This window comes from Gymnodinialimonas sp. JB5-7 (assembly GCF_055693405.1).
On sequence record NZ_JBVFUX010000012.1, the window covers coordinates 1,515,001 to 1,531,670 of the forward strand.

Sequence of the window (16,670 nt, forward strand, 5' to 3'; positions counted from 1 at the left end):
GCCCAGTTTCTACGCAAGTATTGACTGGGGGCACAAACCAGGGGGTGGCGACTGTTTACTAAAAACACAGGGCTCTGCGAAGTCGCAAGACGACGTATAGGGTCTGACGCCTGCCCGGTGCCTGAAGGTTAAAAGGAGAGGTGCAAGCCTTGAATTGAAGCCCAGGTAAACGGCGGCCGTAACTATAACGGTCCTAAGGTAGCGAAATTCCTTGTCGGGTAAGTTCCGACCTGCACGAATGGCGTAACGACTTCCCCGCTGTCTCCAACATCGACTCAGCGAAATTGAATTGCCTGTCAAGATGCAGGCTTCCCGCGGTTAGACGGAAAGACCCCGTGCACCTTTACTACAGCTTCAGACTGGCAACAGGACTGGGATGTGCAGGATAGGTGGTAGGCTTTGAAGCAGGAACGCTAGTTTCTGTGGAGCCTCCCTTGAGATACCACCCTTCGCATTCTTGTTGTCTAACCGCGGACCGTTATCCGGTTCCGGGACCCTCTGTGGCGGGTAGTTTGACTGGGGCGGTCGCCTCCTAAAGAGTAACGGAGGCGCGCGAAGGTTGGCTCAGAGCGGTCGGAAATCGCTCGTTGAGTGCAATGGCAGAAGCCAGCCTGACTGCGAGACTGACAAGTCGAGCAGAGTCGAAAGACGGCCATAGTGATCCGGTGGTCCCGCGTGGAAGGGCCATCGCTCAACGGATAAAAGGTACGCCGGGGATAACAGGCTGATGATGCCCAAGAGTCCATATCGACGGCATCGTTTGGCACCTCGATGTCGGCTCATCTCATCCTGGGGCTGGAGCAGGTCCCAAGGGTATGGCTGTTCGCCATTTAAAGAGGTACGTGAGCTGGGTTTAGAACGTCGTGAGACAGTTCGGTCCCTATCTGCCGTGGGTGTAGGATACTTGAGAGGAGTTGCCCCTAGTACGAGAGGACCGGGGTGAACGATCCACTGGTGGACCAGTTGTCGTGCCAACGGCAGTGCTGGGTAGCTATGATCGGAAAGGATAACCGCTGAAGGCATCTAAGCGGGAAGCCCCCTCAAAACAAGGTATCCCTGAGAACCGAAGTAGACCACTTCGTCGATAGGCCGGAGATGTAAGCGCAGTAATGCGTTCAGTTGACCGGTACTAATTGTTCGATAGGCTTGATTTGATCCAGTGAAAGCCAGGAATGGCTTGATTGGACCACAAGCGTCACACCAATCATCAGGTGTACGCGACTTGGATGATGTTGTTCTTTTGGTTTGGTGGTCATAGCGAGAGCAAAACACCCGGCTCCATTCCGAACCCGGCCGTTAAGTGCCTTTGCGCCGATGGTACTGCATCTTAAGGTGTGGGAGAGTAGGTCACCGCCAAACCTAATGAACAACATCCGTATCTCTCTGACGATCCTCATCTCAGACGCCACTTCTGACGCCCGAGGTGAAATCATTGTCGCGGGGTGGAGCAGCCCGGTAGCTCGTCAGGCTCATAACCTGAAGGTCGTAGGTTCAAATCCTACCCCCGCAACCAAATCTCATCAAAAACACTCGAATATGCGACGCACGCGCGCTGTTTTGTCTTTCGCTGGCCTAAGTGGGTCCTGTTGAACGTCGAGGCCGGAAACCTTCGTGTCGCGCGGCCTGTCGAGTGGAACCGAATGATCCGAACAATCGTGCAGCACAAGCCTACCTCGATAGCGCTCGTGTGCCCCAACTGGTTTCAATTGTAACTGCCGTCTGATAATCAAATCCCATGTCGGCTCCCAATTTCCATCTTCCCCATTTCCTGCCCTACCTCCTGAACCAAGCGGCCGAAGCGGCCAGCCACGAGTTTCAGGCCTATTACCGCACGCGTTACGGAATGCTCCGCACAGAATGGCGCGTTCTGTTTCACCTTGGCTGTTACGGAGAGATGTCGGCCAAGCGTGTTTGCGAATTGGCCTCTTTGCACAAAACCAAGGTGAGCAGGGCAGTTGCCGCATTGGAACGCAAACGCTTTCTGGCGCGTGCAGAAACGGAAGCAGACCGCCGGATCGAAACGCTCTCCTTGACGCCGCATGGCCGGCAGACGTTCGAAGATCTCTCCGCCGCCGCGGCGCGGTTCGAGGCAGAATTGGTGCAAGGATTGCCACCGGAGGAAGTGAAACTCCTGCGTTCTGTTTTGCTGAAAATGTCGGGCTTGGACCAAAAACGCATATGATTCGCATATCTCAGGTGCCCGATTTCTCGCGTGGCGCATCTAGCCACCACATTCGTGCCTGAACACAGGAGCTCGCGCCGACTAAATTGATATACGATTGATCTACCCCGGGCGCGCGCAATGCAAACACATCATCGCAGCATTGATCGGATTGCTCTACCAACCCGCGCTGCAAGAAACGGCTGACGTCGAGACCAATACGGTGCACCGCAATAAAGGTTGGACGCGCCCCCACTTGTTTTTATCGTTTCGTTCAAAAGAAAAAATCCAATGGGAGGATCTTATGACCAAACTGCAGACTCTGCGGCTAACCTGTGCCGCCACCGCTCTTGTCGCCGCGGGCGCCGCCTCGGCCGACGAAGTGAGCTTCCTGTGTTACCAGAATGGCAATGAATGCGATGTTCTGGGTGAGTTGGCCGCCGCGTTCGAGGCCGAAAGCGGCCACTCCATCGCGATGGAGGTCGTGGGCTACGAAATCGTGCGCGACCAGCTGGAAAACCAGCTTCAAACAGATGCCGCCCCCGACGTGGCCCGCGTGACCAACCTTGGTGGTCTCAATCAATACTATCTCGACCTGACGCCTTACGTGGACGCAGATTACATGGAGGCGTCCTATGGCGCAGTTCTGCCATGGTACCGCGCACCTGGTGGCGAGGATCAGGGCATCTATGGCTGGCCGACCGAGCTGACTGTCACCGGCCCCTACGTAAACGTCACCATGTTTGACGACGCGGGCGTCGAAATGCCTGGCGCAGGCGCAACCTGGGATGATTGGGCAGCGGCCCTTTCCGAGGTTCAGGAAACCCTCGGCATGGACGCCGCACTGGCAATGGACCGCACCGCCCACCGTTGGGCTGGCCCGGCCTTCTCTTACGGTGCCGCATTCTTCGATGATGCGGGTGAGCCGATCCTCGTCGATGAGGGCTTCCGCAACTACGCCGAGACCTTCGTAGGTTGGCACGAGTCGGGCCTGATGCCCGCCGATGGCTGGCCTGCCGGCACCGGCACAAACTACCGCAACGCGGCGCCCCTGTTCCTCGATGGCTCGGTTGCGATGCACATGTCGGGGTCGTGGATGATCGGCAACTACGCCGAGAACATCACGAACTTTGAATGGCGTGCGGTTCCGGCGCCTTGCGGCCCGGGCGGCTGCGGCGCAATGCCTGGCGGCGCGGGTATCGTGGCGTTCTCGTCCACCGATGTGCCGGAAGCGGCAGCAGCGTGGATCGAATTCCTTGCACGTGAGGAAAACGCGGCCACATTCGCAGCGGCGACTCGGTCCATCACCGCGCACCAGGGCCTTCAGGCATCCGGCGTAGACTATGGCGATACGGATCCGGCAGTCGCAGCGGCCCTATCGACATTTGCTGCGTCCATCGGTGAAGCTGCAAACACCACGCCGCAGGCCTTCACCTTCCAAGGCTACTCCAAGAACTTCGTCATCTATGGCGTTGTCCCGGATTACATCACGCAGGTCATCACCGGCGAGATGAGCATGGATGACGCGCTGGCCGCCATCGACGCGGACGTCGCCGCACAGATCGCCGAGTAAGGTAAAGGGCAGGCGGGGCCATGTGGGAAGCGATCCAAAACGCTTTCGCGGGCTCCGCCTGGCCGCTTGGCTTTCTTATATATCTTATCGTTGGGGCGGTCGTTGCCCGCCCCACCGGCTCCTTTAGCTCCCGCGCCATGGCCGTTCTCGGCTGGCCGGTCGAACTGGCGCAGAAGATGCGTGGCCACGGGCCGCTCCCTTACGTTTTCCTTTTGCCGAACCTGCTGGTGTTCGGCATTTTCACCTTTGCGCCTTTGTTCATCAATGTGGGCTTCAGCTTCACTGAAGGGCAAAGCATCAACTTCGCTGACCGCCCCTACGCGGGCACCGACAACTGGTCGCGTCTGCTGGCGGAGACGCAGATCGACACCGGTCAGGCGAACCTTGAAGACGACCAGTTCCGCCAGGCGGTTCTGGACACATCCGTTTTCGTGATCTTTCAGGTCCCGATCATGGTGCTGTTCGCATTGATCACGGCGCTTGTCCTGAACCGCCCCATCATCGCGCGCGGCTTCTGGCGGTCGATCTTCTTCTACCCGGTGATGCTCAGCCACCGGTCGTGGTGGGCTTCCTCTGGACGCTGATCCTGAAACGGCAGGGCCTGTTGTCGATCACGCTGATGAACTGGGGTTGGATTGATGAACCAATCCAATGGTTGGTGGACCCGGCCTGGACGATGTTCTGGTCCATCTTCGTCTACACCTGGGCGCATCTGGGCTTTTACATGCTGATCCTGTTGGCGGGCCTGCAGGCGATCCCCGGCGACCTCTATGAGGCGGCGGAAATGGACGGCGCGTCACCCTGGCGCGTGCTCACCAAGATCACCCTTCCGCTTCTGATGCCCACGCTTTTGGTGGTGACCGTCCTATCGCTGATCAAAGCCTTTCAGGCCTTTGAGGAGCTCTACGCGATGCAGGTCGGTTGGATCTCCATCGTCGCATATATCTTTGAGACCGCCGGTCTGCGTGGCAACCCAACGCCAAACGGCCTCGGCATCGCGGCAACGGCCTCCCTCATCATCGCAGGCGCACTGGCCATCTTGTCGATCGTCCAGATTTTCCTGAGCGGAAGGAACGCGAGATGAGTGCCGTTTGGGACTTCATGACCCGCACCCAAGGGCGCGGCGGGCGGCTGACCTGGACCGATTGGCTCAGCTACGGCTATCTGTTCCTGGGCTTCCTGATCATTCTGCTGCCGGTCCTTTGGCTCGGTCTGAATTCGATCAAGACGCAATTCCAGATTGAGTCGCAGGACCTTTCTCTTCTGCCCGGCGACTTCGACCGTGTGGCACGCGCCACTGTCAACGGACCCGATGGGCGTGAGATCTTTGTGATCGGCGAACTGCCCGATTGGGTCCTCAATTGGTCCGACCTGTCCGAAGAAGAGCGCGCTGATCAGGATGTTGCCGGGTTTCTGGCCGGGTATGACGGCAATCAGCTTTACGCGCTCCGCTCCCATCTGGGCCTAGGTCAGTGTCGCTGCAAGGCGGCTGATCGCTGAGGAGGGGCTGCCAGACTGGCTCAACCGCTACGGCGCGTTGACGCCGACTGCGCGGGAGGCCTTTGATCTTGATGCAGTGGTTACTCCGCTGAACGAAGATCAGCAACGCCTCCTTCTGGAATATTTGGGCCAGCCGCCCTATGAGCCCAACCGCATCGTTACCCAGGCCCTTGTTACTGCGCCTAACCCGGAAACGGGTGAGGTCATGCAATGGGCGATCCCAAATCCCAATGCGACGTCCGAATTTTTCCCCGGCCGCGCCGTGGACGGCGCCATCGAGGGTGTCGTCCGTCTGCCGGCTGACACCGTCACAGCCACCCGCAACGTTTCGCCGGCGTGGGAGAATTACGCAGAACCTCTTGCGGGGGACGCCTTTGGTCTGACCATCGACTTCACGACGTGCATCACGAACTCTGTCCTCGTGACGGTGATCGCGACTCTCATCACGCTGCTGATCAATTCCATGGCAGCCTTTGCCTTGTCCAAATACACGTTCAAGGGGCAGAATTTCTTCCTTGTGCTGATCCTCGCCACGCTGATGGTGCCCGCGACGATCACGTTGGTTGGGGTGTTCAAGGCCATCGACGCGACCGGGCTGTCCGGATCGATCTGGGGTGTGATCGTGCCGGGTGCGGCTACGCCTGCGGGCGTGTTCCTGCTGCGCCAATACATGCTGACGATCCCTGACGAATTGCTCGAAGCGGCCCGGATGGACGGCGCGTCGGAATGGAAGGTCTTCTGGCGCATCGTCCTTCCGCTGGCCCTTCCGGCGATCGCTGCGCTCGGCATTCTGTCGATCATCTGGCGATGGAACGATCTGATCATTCCAATGATCGCAATCTCCACAAACACGGAGGCCTATACGATCCAACTGTGCCTGCTGGCCTTCCGGGGTGAGCAGGTCAGCCAGGAGCATTACCGCCTTGCGATGACCGTGATCTCTCTGATCCCGACGACCCTCGTGTTCATCTTCTTGCAGAAGTACATCACCACCGGCATTGCCAATACAGGGATGAAATAACCCGCTATGGCCCTTCTCGAACTGCGCAACGTCAAGAAATCCTACGGCCCCGTCGATGTGATCCACGGCATCGACATCACCGTTGCGTCCGGCGAATTCTGCGTGTTTGTAGGCCCCTCGGGCTGCGGCAAGTCCACGCTTCTGCGCATGATTGCGGGGTTGGAGAAGATCACCGACGGTGAGATCGCCATCGACGACGAGGTCCTGAACAACGTCACCGCGTCCGAGCGGGGCCTTGCCATGGTGTTCCAAAGCTATGCGCTTTACCCGCATATGTCGGTTCGAAACAATCTCAGCTTCGGGCTGGAGAATATCTCCACCCCACGTGACGAGATCGACCAGCGCGTTAATGAAGCCGCCCGCATGTTGCAGATCGAGGATTACCTCGACCGAAAGCCCGGTCAGCTGTCCGGTGGCCAGCGCCAGCGCGTCGCCATTGGCCGCGCCGTGGTGCGCGAGCCGCGCGTGTTCCTGTTTGATGAGCCACTCTCAAACCTCGACGCAGAACTCCGCGTCGCGACGCGCGGTGAGATCAGCGCGCTTCACAAACGCCTGGGCAACACCATGGTCTACGTCACCCACGATCAGGTTGAGGCCATGACCATGGCCGACAAGATCGCCGTCCTGCGTGCCGGGAAGCTGGAACAATTCGGGCCGCCGCTGGAGTTGTTCAACGCCCCCGCCAACCGGTTCGTCGCGGGCTTTATTGGCTCGCCCAAGATGAATTTCGTCAAAGGTACAATCGGCGAAGGCGGCGCGTTCGTCAGTGAAGGTGGGGCCGAAGTGCAGATGGATACGAGCCGGTTCAATTTGCGCCCCAATCAGGCCGTCGAACTGGGGGTGCGACCTAGCCACACGTCACCCGCCGATGGCGGTATCCCATTGAAGGTGCGTGCCGTCGAGCAACTGGGCACGGAAACCTTTGTCTATGGCTCAGTCGACGGGGCCGAGGAATTCGCCATGCAACTTTCGGGGCAGGTGAACATCCAGCCCAACACGGTGCAGCATGTCGCCATTGATGCAGGATCTGCGCACCTGTTCGACCTCGACACTGGCCTGTCCTGCTCAAAGTAGCAGGGCTTACACTTCCCTGATGATCTGCGCTTGACTCTTCATGTGGAACGTTCCAATAAACTGAGAATAGGAACGTTCCAAATCAACCGGAGAAAAGCATGCGTTGGGGATTGATCGGTGCCAGCACTATTGCTGCCGAGCATATGATCGGCGCGATCCGCGCCTCCGGCGGACATATTGCAACCGTCCTATCATCTAGCCCTGACCGTGCGGCCAGCTATGCCGCCACCCACGGGATCGCTGCTGGCGTCACCGACCTGGATAACGCGATGGAAGGCGTGGAAGCCGTCTACATCTCAACCACCAATGAAAAGCACCTGCCCCAAGCGATGGCTGCCATTGCGGCGGGCAAGCATGTGCTGTGCGAAAAGCCTTTGGCGATGAGCGTCGCGGATGCGGTCGCAATGGTGCAGGCCGCGGACGCTGCTGGCGTCACGTTCGGTACCAACCACCATTTGCGCAACGCGGGCTCACACCTCGCGATCCGCGATCTGATCACATCGGGTCGGATCGGTGATGTCCTTTCAGTCCGCGTCTTTCATGCCGTTCATTTGCCGCCGCATCTTCAGGGCTGGCGTATCGACAACCCTGATGCCGGCGGCGGTGTGATCCCCGATATCACGGTCCACGACGCAGATACCGTCCGCTTTCACCTGGGTGAGGACCCGGTCGACGTGGCAGCCACGAAGACGTCGCGCGGCATGGGGCAGGGGGTCGAGGACAGCGCGATGTCGCTCTGGTCGATGCCGTCTGGTGCAATGGTCCAGACTCATGAAAGTTTCACCCACGCCTACGCGGGAACAGGGATCGAGGTGCATGGCACCGAAGGATCAATCATCGCCCGCAACGTGATGACACAGCAACCCATTGGTGAAGTCACGCTGCGTTTTGATGGTGGTGAGCAAGCCGTCGAATACTCTGGCCACTCCCTTTATGAGCGTGCAGTTGATCTTTTTGCCAAAGCATGTTCGGGCGAGGGCCGCCCGGCTGCGGATGGCGTGGATGGCGTCAAATCTCTGGCTGTCGCCGCTGCCGTATCGCGGGCCGCCGAAACTGGCCAACGCACGCCCGTTGACTACGGTGGGATCTGACATGTCGAAACTTGTCACAGCCGCCGAGGCCGTGGAGCGGATCCAGGACAACGCGGTTGTCACCGTCTCAAGCTCCTCGGCGCTTGGCTGCCCTGATGCGGTTCTACAAGCTTTGGGTGAACGGTTTGATGCTGAAGGCGCGCCGCGCAATCTGACCACGATCCACCCGATTGCGGCGGGTGACATGTACGGCGTGAAGGGCGTGGACCATATCGCCAAGGATGGGCTGCTTGCGCGGATCATTGGTGGATCTTACCCCTCCGGCCCCTCATCGCTGCCGATGCCGGCCATCTGGCAGATGGTCGTTGAAGATCGCGTCGCTGCCTATAACGTGCCATCGGGCATCCTTTATGACATGCACCGTGACGTCGCCGCCCGCCGCCCCGGCGTTCTAACGCAAGTGGGGTTGGAGACGTTTGTGGACCCGATCCGCGAAGGGTGCACAATGAACGAGGTCGCTGCAAAAGCCCCCATTGTTCACCGCACTGAGTTCGCAGGGGATACGTGGTTGCACTTCCCCAACATTGTGCCGGACGTCGCCATCATCCGCGCCACCACTGCCGATGAGAATGGCAACCTGACCTACGAACATGAAGGCGCCTATCTGGGCGGTCTCGACCAGGCGATTGCCACACGCAATCACGGTGGCGTGGTGATCGCGCAGGTCAAGCGTATGACCGCAGCGGGATCCCTCCGGCCCCACGACGTTCATGTCCCCGGTCATCTCGTGGATCTTATCGTACTCGCCCCGGACCAGAAACAGACCACCGAAACACCCTACGACCCCGCCATCTCGGGGGAAGTCATGCGGCCCTGGTCGTCGTTTAGCCATGCGGAGTACGGCGTTGAGAAAATCATCGCGCGCCGCGCTGCGATGGAGCTGCAGGCGGGCATGACCGCAAACCTCGGCTTTGGCATTTCGGCCTTGGTGCCACGCATTCTGCTAGAAGAAGGCGCCCATGACGCTGTCACCTGGGCCATCGAGCAGGGGGCCGTAGGCGGTATGCCCCTGACTGGCTTCGCCTTTGGCTGTGCCTCCAACGCAGACGCCTTCGTGCCATCGCCCAACCAGTTCAGCTACTTTCAGGGCGGCGGGTTCGACGTGTCTTTCCTGTCGTTCATGGAGGTCGACGTGGACGGCAACGTCAACGTCTCGAAACTCGGGAAGAAACCCTACCTGACTGCCGGGTGTGGAGGATTTGTCGACATCACGGCGCACGCAAAGAAAGTCGTCTTTTGCTGGCTATTTCGAAGCCGGTGCGCAGTTGGAGCTTAGCGAGACCGGCCTGCACGTCGCCAAGCCCGGCAAGTTTACGAAAATGGTGGATGCGGTCGAACATGTCACGTTCGCCGGCCGCCGTGCCAAGGCGCGAGGAGCAGACATCCAATACATTACCGAGCGTTGCGTGATGCGTTTGGGCGATAATGGTCTTGTGGCACATGAAATCATGCCCGGCATCGATCCCGACCGCGACATCATCGCGGCCTCGGAGGGGCGCGTATCGGTGGCCGAAAACGCCACTGTCATGCCCGTTTCCCTGCTGCGCGATGCGCCGATGGGGCTAAGTCTATGAGCGCCGTCCACCTTCATATGGAAGGCAAAATCGCCCGCATCCGCCTCGACAACCCGTCGAAGCTGAACGCGCTCACGACCGAGATGCTTGAGCAGCTTGAAGCCGCGTGCGCCGCGCTGGAGCGCTCCCCCAGATCGGGGCCGTGATCCTGTCCGGTGAGGGCGACCGAGCATTCTGCGCCGGGGCTGACATCAAGGCCTGGGGAGCGCTCAGCCCGACTGAGTTTGCCCGAAACTGGGTGCGTGACGGACACCGCATCTTCGACCGCTTCGCGCGGCTTTCGATCCCCACCATCGCCGCAATCCACGCGCCCGCGATGGGCGGCGGTCTGGAGCTGGCCGCCTGCGCGGACATCCGCGTCATGGCACCCATGGCCACGCTTTCCCTCCCGGAGGCGCAAGTGGGTATCGTGCCCGGCTGGGGCGGGACGAACCGGTTGTTGCGCCTGCTGCCTGAGCCTGTGGTGAAGGAAATGGCCTTATTCGGCCGCAAGCTGACCGCCGACAAGGCCTGGTCCTTGGGGTTCGTGGCCGAAGTTGCGGAACATCCTTTGGCCGTGGCCGTAGCCATCGCCGAACAGGCCGCAACGGCCAGTCCGCGCGCCCACGAGGTGGCCAAATACCAGATCCACGCGGCCGTTGGCGAAGATCGGTCCGCGCTGATTGAGGCATTGGGCGGCGGGATGATTGGTGCCACGGATGATCGCGCTGAAGGCGTCGCGAGCTTCAAAGACAAACGCAAACCTGATTTTCCAGGGACCTGAGATATGACCGAATTGCGTGTGATCCCCTCTGCCGGTGCAACGATCCCTGACCCGTTCAAAGCCCGTCACCTGATTGGTGGCATTTGGCAGGACAGTGCCGATGGCGGAGTGTCCGAGCGTCATTCCCCCGCCCATGGCGCACTCGTCAGTACAGCGGCCAAGGGCGGCCAGGCCGATACTGACGCCGCCATCGCAGCCGCTCGAACCGCCTTTGATCAGGGGGACTGGGCGTTCTCGAGCGGCGCGTCCCGCGCAGCGATCCTGTTGAAAGTGGCCGACCTGATTGAGCGTGACCTAGATCGCGTTGCGCTGATCGAGACTTTGGAATCCGGCAAGCCGATCAGCCAGGCGAAGGCTGAAATTGCGGGTGCGGCTGACCTTTGGCGCTATGCCGCAAGCCTCGCCCGGATGATCCACGGCGACAGCCACAACAGCCTTGGCGCGGATATGTTGGGTGTTGTGCTGAAAGAGCCCATTGGCGTCGTCTCCCTCATCACACCGTGGAACTTCCCGTTCCTTATCATCTCTCAGAAACTGCCCTTTGCACTCGCCGCAGGGTGCACAGCAGTCATCAAACCGTCCGAGCTGACGCCGTCCACCACCTGTATCCTGGGCGAATTGCTGATCGAAGCAGGCCTGCCCGCAGGCGTCGCCAACATCGTGCTGGGTTTCGGAGACCCGGTTGGCGAGGTTCTATCAACTGATCCTCGCGTTGATATGGTCAGCTTCACAGGCTCCACCGGCGTCGGCAAACGCATCAGTGCGGCGGCGTCTGGCACCCTCAAGAAGGTCTCGCTTGAGCTTGGCGGCAAAAACCCGCAAGTCATCTTCCCCGACGCCGATCTCGACCAAGCGGCAGACGCGATCACCTTTGGCGTCTACTTCAATGCGGGCGAGTGCTGCAATTCCGGGTCCCGCATCATTGTGCACGAGGACGTGGCGGAGGCTCTGACCGAAAAGGTCGTGGCACTCAGCCGCAAAGTGCCGTTCGGCGATCCGCTCGACACCGCTACACAGGTCGGCGCGATCATCAGCCCCGAGCATATGGCGAAGATCGACGGCTATGTGCAGGAGGCTGTCGCTGACGGTGCCAAGGTCGCCATAGGTGGTGCCGCCCTAAACGTCGACGGCGTTGGCCCACAATTCTACCAGCCTACCGTTGTTACCAACCTGCGCCCAGAGATGCCAATCGCGCGTGAAGAGGTGTTCGGTCCTGTCTTGTCCGTCCTAACGTTCAAGACCCTCGATGAGGCGCTAAGCCTCTGCAACGATGCAGCTTATGGTCTCTCCGCCGGTGTCTGGTCCCGCGACATGTCCACCTGTCTGGAGTTCGCGCGGCGCGTGCAGGCGGGCACTGTCTGGACCAATACCTGGATGGATGGCTATCCGGAAATGCCGTTTGGCGGCGTCAAGGAAAGCGGGCAGGGACGTGAGCTCGGGCGCTACGGCCTCGATGAATTCCTGGAAGTCAAAACCGTCCAGATGCGCATCGGCAATACCCGTCAGCCCTGGGTGTCCTCCGAATGATGCAAGCGCTCGAAATCTGGCACCAGCATGTGCGTCAGCTTGGCGGGATCATCCCACTGCATGCGTCGGATCAGCATTTCGGCCATTTTGCGCCCGGTCTCGCGCAAATCCTCGAACACGGTGTCGATGCGAGGGCGAATATTGTCAAAGATCGGCGAGGCGCGTTTGGCAAATACATCGGCGTCTCGGCCCAGAACAGCGCCACTATCGGCCATCGCGGACAAGGTCACCAGCGCGGTGACCTCCCCCACACAGACATAGCCGTCGGGCGGCGTGTCGCTCGCGCGGCTAGCGCGCAAGGCTTCCGCAATGCGCGCGGCGGGGCTGTCGAGGGTGACACCATCGACGATTTCATGCTCCACGCCCGCATTCCGCGCCTCGCTCAAAAAGCCGTAGCGCAGATGCTGGGTAAAGGTGAACCGGTCCTCTGGCAGGATAAGCGACAGCCGCGTGCGCCCCTTGGCGACCAGCCGTTGGACGGCCTGACGGGCGAATGCTTCATTGTCGAAATCGACGTACGGATGGGGTGCGGTGAATTCGGTCCGGCCATGGCTGACAAAGGGAAAATCGTTCTCCATCAGCAGCCGGACGCGAGGGTCAAATGCCTCAGTCCGCGTGAACAGGATACCGTCCGCCAAATGGTTGCGCAGGATGTTGCGGACCGGTGCGAGGCGGTCGTCGCCCACATCATCAGGCACGACATTGACGGAATATCCGGTGCCCTGCAGCGCCTCGGTGATCCCCGAAAGAAATTCGTGCGTGAAGCCCAGAAATTCATGTTCGGTATTCAACAGCAGTGTGACAACTTGCGTCCGGCCCGTCCGCAATCGCCGCGCGGCGCGATCCGGTACATATCCCGCGACAGCCGCCGCCTCGGCCACCAGCGCCCGTGTCTTCGCAGCGATCTCGCGGATCGTCCGCCAGCGCACGGCTGACCGTCGCGACAGAGAAACCCGTCGTCTCCGCAAGGCTGCGCAGGGTGGGTTTTTCACCGCTTGCAGCGGTCGGCAGATCGGTCGTTTCGCGGCTCATGGCGAGAGATCGCCTTTCAGTTGCATCGCGCTCTATATTGCGCGGGATTTCAAACGTTTCAATAGCCGTCTTGCAACGAGTGATCTTTCCGCGCTGCAGAAAAACTCAAGCATTTATGCTGTTGTGCAGCGATGCTTGCAGATGAAAGTCTCAATTTCTGGTTGACTTCAACCGGATTTATAACGTTTTAATTCTGTCAGCCCCGGTAAGGGGATTGGTCAATAGGGAGGAAACGACATGACCATGATGAAAAAACTGCACCTCGGTGTGGCAGCGTTGGCCATTTCGGCCACCGGCGCTGTCGCGCAGGAAGTTGAGGTTCTGCACTGGTGGACCTCGGGTGGCGAAGCGGCCGCTCTGAACGTTCTGCGCGAAGACCTCGCCGGTGGCGGCATCGGCTGGACCGACATGCCGGTCGCGGGTGGCGGCGGCTCTGACGCCATGACCGTTCTGCGCGCGCGCGTCACCGCAGGCGATCCGCCGACCGCCGTGCAGATGCTCGGCTTCGCGATCCAGGACTGGGCCGCCGAAGGCGCGCTGGCGGACCTGAACGCCCTGGCGGAAGAGCAGAACTGGAACGAAGTTGTTCCAGAAGCCCTTCAGGCCTTCTCGACCTATGACGGCAACTGGGTTGCCGCCCCGGTGAACGTGCACTCGACCAACTGGGTCTGGGCCAACACCGCCCTGATGGAAGAGCTTGGCATTGAACAGCCCGGTTCTTGGGAAGAGTTCGTCGCAGCCATGCAGACCGCACAGGATGCAGGCTACACCGCGCTGGCCCATGGTGGTCAGGCTTGGCAGGACGCCACGATCTTCGACTCGATCGCAATGGGCGCCGGCGGCCCCGAATTCTATCAGGCAGCCTTCGTTGACCTCGACCCCGAAGCGCTTGGCGGCGCTGAGATGGTCGAAGCCTTCAACCGCATGGCAACCCTGCGCGGGTTCGTGGATGACAACTTCTCGGGCCGCGACTGGAACCTCGCCACGGCCATGGTCATCAACGGCGAAGCGCTGTTCCAGATCATGGGTGACTGGGCAAAGGGTGAATTCGTCAACGCGGGCATGACCGCTGGTGAAGAATTCCAGTGCTTCCGCGTTCCCGGGTCTGAAGGCACCGTGACCTTCAACTCCGACCAGTTCGCGATGTTCAATGTCGAAGGCGACGCTGCAGACAGCCAAGTCGCAATGGCCTCTGCCGTGATGAGCCCGGAATTCCAGATCGCGTTCAACGTGGTCAAAGGCTCTGCGCCTGCACGGACCGACATCGACCCGTCCTCGTTCGACGCTTGTGGTCAGGCCGCCATGGCCGATCTGGCCGCTGCCGGTGATGCAGGCACGCTGTTTGGCTCCATGGCCCACGGCCACGCCAACCCGCCGTCGATCCAGAACGCGATGTATGACGTGATCACTGCGCACTTCAACGGTGAGTTCGACGCCGAAACGGCGGCCGAAGAAATGGTCACCGCAGTTGAGTTGGCTCAGTAATCACTGACTTCGGACCGGCCCTGACATCGGGGCCGGTCCACCCCAAGACAACCACACGATTTCGAAGGAGAGGCCCAATGGCCGCCACCGATCCCATGCTGGACAGCGGTGCGGATTTCCGCACGCGCCTGCAGACCTGGCTGCCGAAGATCGTGCTCGCCCCGTCCTTCGCGGTGATGGTCATCTTCGTCTACGGCTTCATCGCCTTCACCATCTACCTCAGCTTCACCGACAGCCGCATGTTGCCGTCCTACGATCTGGTGGGCTGGCAGAATTACGAACGCCTCTTCCGCGTCCGCCAGTGGGACACCGCGATCGTCAACCTTGGCATCTTCGCGGGCCTCTATATCGTGATTTCCACGATCATCGGACTGCTGCTGGCGATCTTCCTTGATCAGAAAATCCGCGGCGAAAGCTTTCTGCGCCCGATCTTCCTTTACCCCATGGCACTCAGCTTCATCGTGACCGGCACCGCGTGGAAATGGATCCTCGATCCGGCCATCGGGCTCGAGACAACCATGCACCGCTGGGGGTGGGAAAGCTTCCAGTTCGACTGGATCAAGGACAGCGACATGGCAATCTACACCATCGTCATCGCCGCCGTCTGGCAAAGCTCCGGCTTCGTCATGGCCATGTTCCTCGCGGGCCTGCGCGGGATCGACAATGAAATCCTCAAGGCCGCCCAGATGGACGGCGCGTCGAACTTCCAGATGTACCGTCGGATCATCCTGCCACAGCTGCGGCCCGCTTTCCTGAGCGCCTTCGTGATCCTGTCGCACCTCGCCATCAAGTCCTACGACCTCGTCGTTGCGATGACGGACGGCGGGCCGGGCACCTCCACATGGCTGCCAGCCCTCTTCATGTATGAATACACGTTCACCCGGAACCAGATGGGTATCGGCGCCTCGTCAGCCGTCATCATGCTGATGACCATCGCTGCCATCATGGTTCCCTACCTCTACGCTGAACTGAAGGAGCAGAAGTGATGGCCGTTGCATCGTCAGACACTGCGATCCGCTCTTCCAACGTGACGCGGACCTTCATCTACCTCTTCCTGCTGCTCTTCGCGTTGTTCTACTTGATGCCACTTGGCATCATGCTGGTGAACTCGCTCAAGCCGCTGGATGAAATCACGTCTGGCGGTATGATTGCCATGCCCAACGAGTGGACGATCGAGCCGTGGCTTTCCGCATGGTCGACTGCCCAGATCGGGGTCGAACCCACCGGCTTGCGTCCGTACTTCATCAACTCCATCGCCATGGCGGTGCCCGCCGTTGCGATCTCGACCGTCCTTGGCGCGTTGAACGGCTATGTCCTTACGAAATGGCACTTCCGTGGCGCGACATGGATCTTCGGCCTGCTGCTCTTCTCCTGCTTCATCCCGTTTCAGATCGTCCTGATCCCGATGGCGCGCATCCTTGGGTTGTTGGAGATTGCAGGCACCACCTATGGCTTGATCCTCGTCCACGTTGTCTACGGTATCGGCTTCTCGACGCTCTATTTCCGCAACTATTACGCGGCCTTCCCGACCGAGCTTGTGCGTGCCGCACAGATCGACGGGGCCGGGTTCTTCCAGATCTTCTGGCGGATCATGTTGCCGTCCTCCGGCCCCATCATCGCTGTCTGCTGCATCTGGCAGTTCACCAACATCTGGAACGACTTCCTCTTCGGCGCGTCCTTCGCTTCGGGCGATGCCGCGCCGATGACGGTCGCGCTCAACAATCTGGTGAACTCGTCCACGGGTGAGCGCCCCTACAACGTCCACTTCGCCGGCGCCATCATGGCCGCCGGTCCCACACTTCTCGTCTACATCGTGGCCGGTCGATACTTCGTCCGCGGCCTGATGGCTGGCTCCGTGAAAGGATAAGT

At 60.1% G+C, this 16,670-nt stretch carries 17 protein-coding genes, 1 tRNA gene and 2 rRNA genes (1 of these 20 running past the window's edge); 19 read left to right on the plus strand and 1 reads right to left on the minus strand.

Annotated elements, in window-relative coordinates; translation table 11 throughout:
• The 16 genes from ACZ1HK_RS16070 to ACZ1HK_RS16145 form a co-directional block, all read left to right on the plus strand.
• Positions 1-1,154: ribosomal RNA gene (locus ACZ1HK_RS16070) — 23S ribosomal RNA — on the plus strand; it begins 1,701 nt to the left of the window's first position.
• 90 nt (positions 1,155-1,244) lie between these two features.
• Positions 1,245-1,359, plus strand: a 5S ribosomal RNA gene (rrf, locus tag ACZ1HK_RS16075).
• A 77-nt stretch (positions 1,360-1,436) separates the two neighbouring features.
• Positions 1,437-1,513: transfer RNA gene (locus ACZ1HK_RS16080), tRNA-Met, on the plus strand.
• A 222-nt stretch (positions 1,514-1,735) separates the two neighbouring features.
• A complete protein-coding gene (locus ACZ1HK_RS16085; RefSeq protein WP_472629540.1) occupies positions 1,736-2,182 on the plus strand; it encodes a MarR family winged helix-turn-helix transcriptional regulator in 447 nt (148 codons plus the stop codon).
• Between the two features lie 283 nt (positions 2,183-2,465).
• The gene (locus tag ACZ1HK_RS16090; protein ID WP_472629541.1) at positions 2,466-3,734 is read left to right on the plus strand and encodes an ABC transporter substrate-binding protein; all 1,269 of its coding nucleotides are present in this window, start codon (positions 2,466-2,468) and stop codon (positions 3,732-3,734) included.
• Between the two features lie 20 nt (positions 3,735-3,754).
• On the plus strand, positions 3,755-4,318 hold the full coding sequence (locus tag ACZ1HK_RS16095; RefSeq protein ID WP_472629542.1) for a carbohydrate ABC transporter permease: 564 nt from the start codon (positions 3,755-3,757) through the stop codon (positions 4,316-4,318).
• Positions 4,297-4,818 carry a carbohydrate ABC transporter permease gene (locus ACZ1HK_RS16100; protein WP_472629543.1) on the plus strand — a complete coding sequence of 174 codons (522 nt, stop codon included), beginning with the start codon at positions 4,297-4,299 and terminating at the stop codon, positions 4,816-4,818. The genes ACZ1HK_RS16095 and ACZ1HK_RS16100 overlap by 22 nt, the downstream gene beginning before the upstream one ends.
• Positions 4,815-5,234: a hypothetical protein gene (locus ACZ1HK_RS16105; RefSeq protein WP_472629544.1), complete on the plus strand. Its 420-nt coding sequence runs from the start codon at positions 4,815-4,817 to the stop codon at positions 5,232-5,234. The genes ACZ1HK_RS16100 and ACZ1HK_RS16105 overlap by 4 nt, the downstream gene beginning before the upstream one ends.
• A 37-nt stretch (positions 5,235-5,271) precedes the next feature.
• Positions 5,272-6,255 (plus strand): carbohydrate ABC transporter permease, encoded by a 984-nt coding sequence (locus tag ACZ1HK_RS16110; RefSeq protein ID WP_472629545.1) that lies wholly within the window; start codon positions 5,272-5,274, stop codon positions 6,253-6,255.
• A 6-nt stretch (positions 6,256-6,261) separates the two neighbouring features.
• Positions 6,262-7,329, plus strand: a complete 1,068-nt coding sequence (locus ACZ1HK_RS16115) for an ABC transporter ATP-binding protein (RefSeq protein WP_472629546.1) — start codon at positions 6,262-6,264, stop codon at positions 7,327-7,329.
• A gap of 98 nt (positions 7,330-7,427) precedes the next feature.
• Complete coding sequence (locus ACZ1HK_RS16120) at positions 7,428-8,420, plus strand: Gfo/Idh/MocA family protein (RefSeq protein ID WP_472629547.1); 993 nt, start codon at positions 7,428-7,430, stop codon at positions 8,418-8,420.
• Position 8,421: 1 nt separating this feature from the next.
• Positions 8,422-9,696 (plus strand): acyl CoA:acetate/3-ketoacid CoA transferase, encoded by a 1,275-nt coding sequence (locus tag ACZ1HK_RS16125; RefSeq protein WP_472629548.1) that lies wholly within the window; start codon positions 8,422-8,424, stop codon positions 9,694-9,696.
• Positions 9,686-9,994: a hypothetical protein gene (locus ACZ1HK_RS16130; protein WP_472629549.1), complete on the plus strand. Its 309-nt coding sequence runs from the start codon at positions 9,686-9,688 to the stop codon at positions 9,992-9,994. Before ACZ1HK_RS16125 ends, ACZ1HK_RS16130 begins: the two co-directional genes overlap by 11 nt.
• On the plus strand, positions 9,991-10,140 hold the full coding sequence (locus tag ACZ1HK_RS16135; protein WP_472629550.1) for a hypothetical protein: 150 nt from the start codon (positions 9,991-9,993) through the stop codon (positions 10,138-10,140). Before ACZ1HK_RS16130 ends, ACZ1HK_RS16135 begins: the two co-directional genes overlap by 4 nt.
• Positions 10,101-10,757 (plus strand): enoyl-CoA hydratase/isomerase family protein, encoded by a 657-nt coding sequence (locus tag ACZ1HK_RS16140; protein ID WP_472629551.1) that lies wholly within the window; start codon positions 10,101-10,103, stop codon positions 10,755-10,757. Before ACZ1HK_RS16135 ends, ACZ1HK_RS16140 begins: the two co-directional genes overlap by 40 nt.
• A 3-nt stretch (positions 10,758-10,760) precedes the next feature.
• Positions 10,761-12,284 carry an aldehyde dehydrogenase family protein gene (locus ACZ1HK_RS16145; RefSeq protein WP_472629552.1) on the plus strand — a complete coding sequence of 508 codons (1,524 nt, stop codon included), beginning with the start codon at positions 10,761-10,763 and terminating at the stop codon, positions 12,282-12,284.
• On the opposite strand, the gene ACZ1HK_RS16150 is transcribed toward ACZ1HK_RS16145, so the two are convergent.
• Positions 12,260-13,213, minus strand: a complete 954-nt coding sequence (locus ACZ1HK_RS16150; RefSeq protein ID WP_472629553.1) for a LacI family transcriptional regulator — start codon at positions 13,211-13,213, stop codon at positions 12,260-12,262. The two genes, ACZ1HK_RS16145 and ACZ1HK_RS16150, sit on opposite strands and share 25 nt — an antisense overlap.
• Before the next feature lie 340 nt (positions 13,214-13,553).
• Between ACZ1HK_RS16150 and ACZ1HK_RS16155 the strand changes: the two genes are divergently transcribed.
• The 3 genes from ACZ1HK_RS16155 to ACZ1HK_RS16165 all read left to right on the plus strand — a co-directional run bounded on the left by ACZ1HK_RS16155 (position 13,554) and on the right by ACZ1HK_RS16165 (position 16,668).
• The gene (locus tag ACZ1HK_RS16155; protein WP_472629554.1) at positions 13,554-14,801 is read left to right on the plus strand and encodes an ABC transporter substrate-binding protein; all 1,248 of its coding nucleotides are present in this window, start codon (positions 13,554-13,556) and stop codon (positions 14,799-14,801) included.
• Between the two features lie 77 nt (positions 14,802-14,878).
• A complete protein-coding gene (locus tag ACZ1HK_RS16160; RefSeq protein WP_472629555.1) occupies positions 14,879-15,787 on the plus strand; it encodes a carbohydrate ABC transporter permease in 909 nt (302 codons plus the stop codon).
• Positions 15,787-16,668 (plus strand): carbohydrate ABC transporter permease, encoded by an 882-nt coding sequence (locus ACZ1HK_RS16165; protein ID WP_472629556.1) that lies wholly within the window; start codon positions 15,787-15,789, stop codon positions 16,666-16,668. The genes ACZ1HK_RS16160 and ACZ1HK_RS16165 overlap by 1 nt, the downstream gene beginning before the upstream one ends.
• The last annotated feature ends 2 nt before the right edge of the window (positions 16,669-16,670 follow it).

What these genes read in the sequence shown, in the direction of transcription:
- ACZ1HK_RS16090 (WP_472629541.1), top strand. Translation starts at nt 2,466, where the DNA reads ATGACCAAACTGCAGACTCTGCGGCTAACCTGTGCCGCCACCGCTCTT.
- ACZ1HK_RS16145 (WP_472629552.1), top strand. Translation starts at nt 10,761, where the DNA reads ATGACCGAATTGCGTGTGATCCCCTCTGCCGGTGCAACGATCCCTGAC.
- ACZ1HK_RS16135 (WP_472629550.1), top strand. Translation starts at nt 9,991, where the DNA reads ATGAGCGCCGTCCACCTTCATATGGAAGGCAAAATCGCCCGCATCCGC.
- ACZ1HK_RS16160 (WP_472629555.1), top strand. Translation starts at nt 14,879, where the DNA reads ATGGCCGCCACCGATCCCATGCTGGACAGCGGTGCGGATTTCCGCACG.
- ACZ1HK_RS16115 (WP_472629546.1), top strand. Translation starts at nt 6,262, where the DNA reads ATGGCCCTTCTCGAACTGCGCAACGTCAAGAAATCCTACGGCCCCGTC.
- ACZ1HK_RS16085 (WP_472629540.1), top strand. Translation starts at nt 1,736, where the DNA reads ATGTCGGCTCCCAATTTCCATCTTCCCCATTTCCTGCCCTACCTCCTG.
- ACZ1HK_RS16125 (WP_472629548.1), top strand. Translation starts at nt 8,422, where the DNA reads ATGTCGAAACTTGTCACAGCCGCCGAGGCCGTGGAGCGGATCCAGGAC.
- ACZ1HK_RS16165 (WP_472629556.1), top strand. Translation starts at nt 15,787, where the DNA reads ATGGCCGTTGCATCGTCAGACACTGCGATCCGCTCTTCCAACGTGACG.
- ACZ1HK_RS16155 (WP_472629554.1), top strand. Translation starts at nt 13,554, where the DNA reads ATGACCATGATGAAAAAACTGCACCTCGGTGTGGCAGCGTTGGCCATT.
- ACZ1HK_RS16120 (WP_472629547.1), top strand. Translation starts at nt 7,428, where the DNA reads ATGCGTTGGGGATTGATCGGTGCCAGCACTATTGCTGCCGAGCATATG.
- ACZ1HK_RS16095 (WP_472629542.1), top strand. Translation starts at nt 3,755, where the DNA reads ATGTGGGAAGCGATCCAAAACGCTTTCGCGGGCTCCGCCTGGCCGCTT.
- ACZ1HK_RS16105 (WP_472629544.1), top strand. Translation starts at nt 4,815, where the DNA reads ATGAGTGCCGTTTGGGACTTCATGACCCGCACCCAAGGGCGCGGCGGG.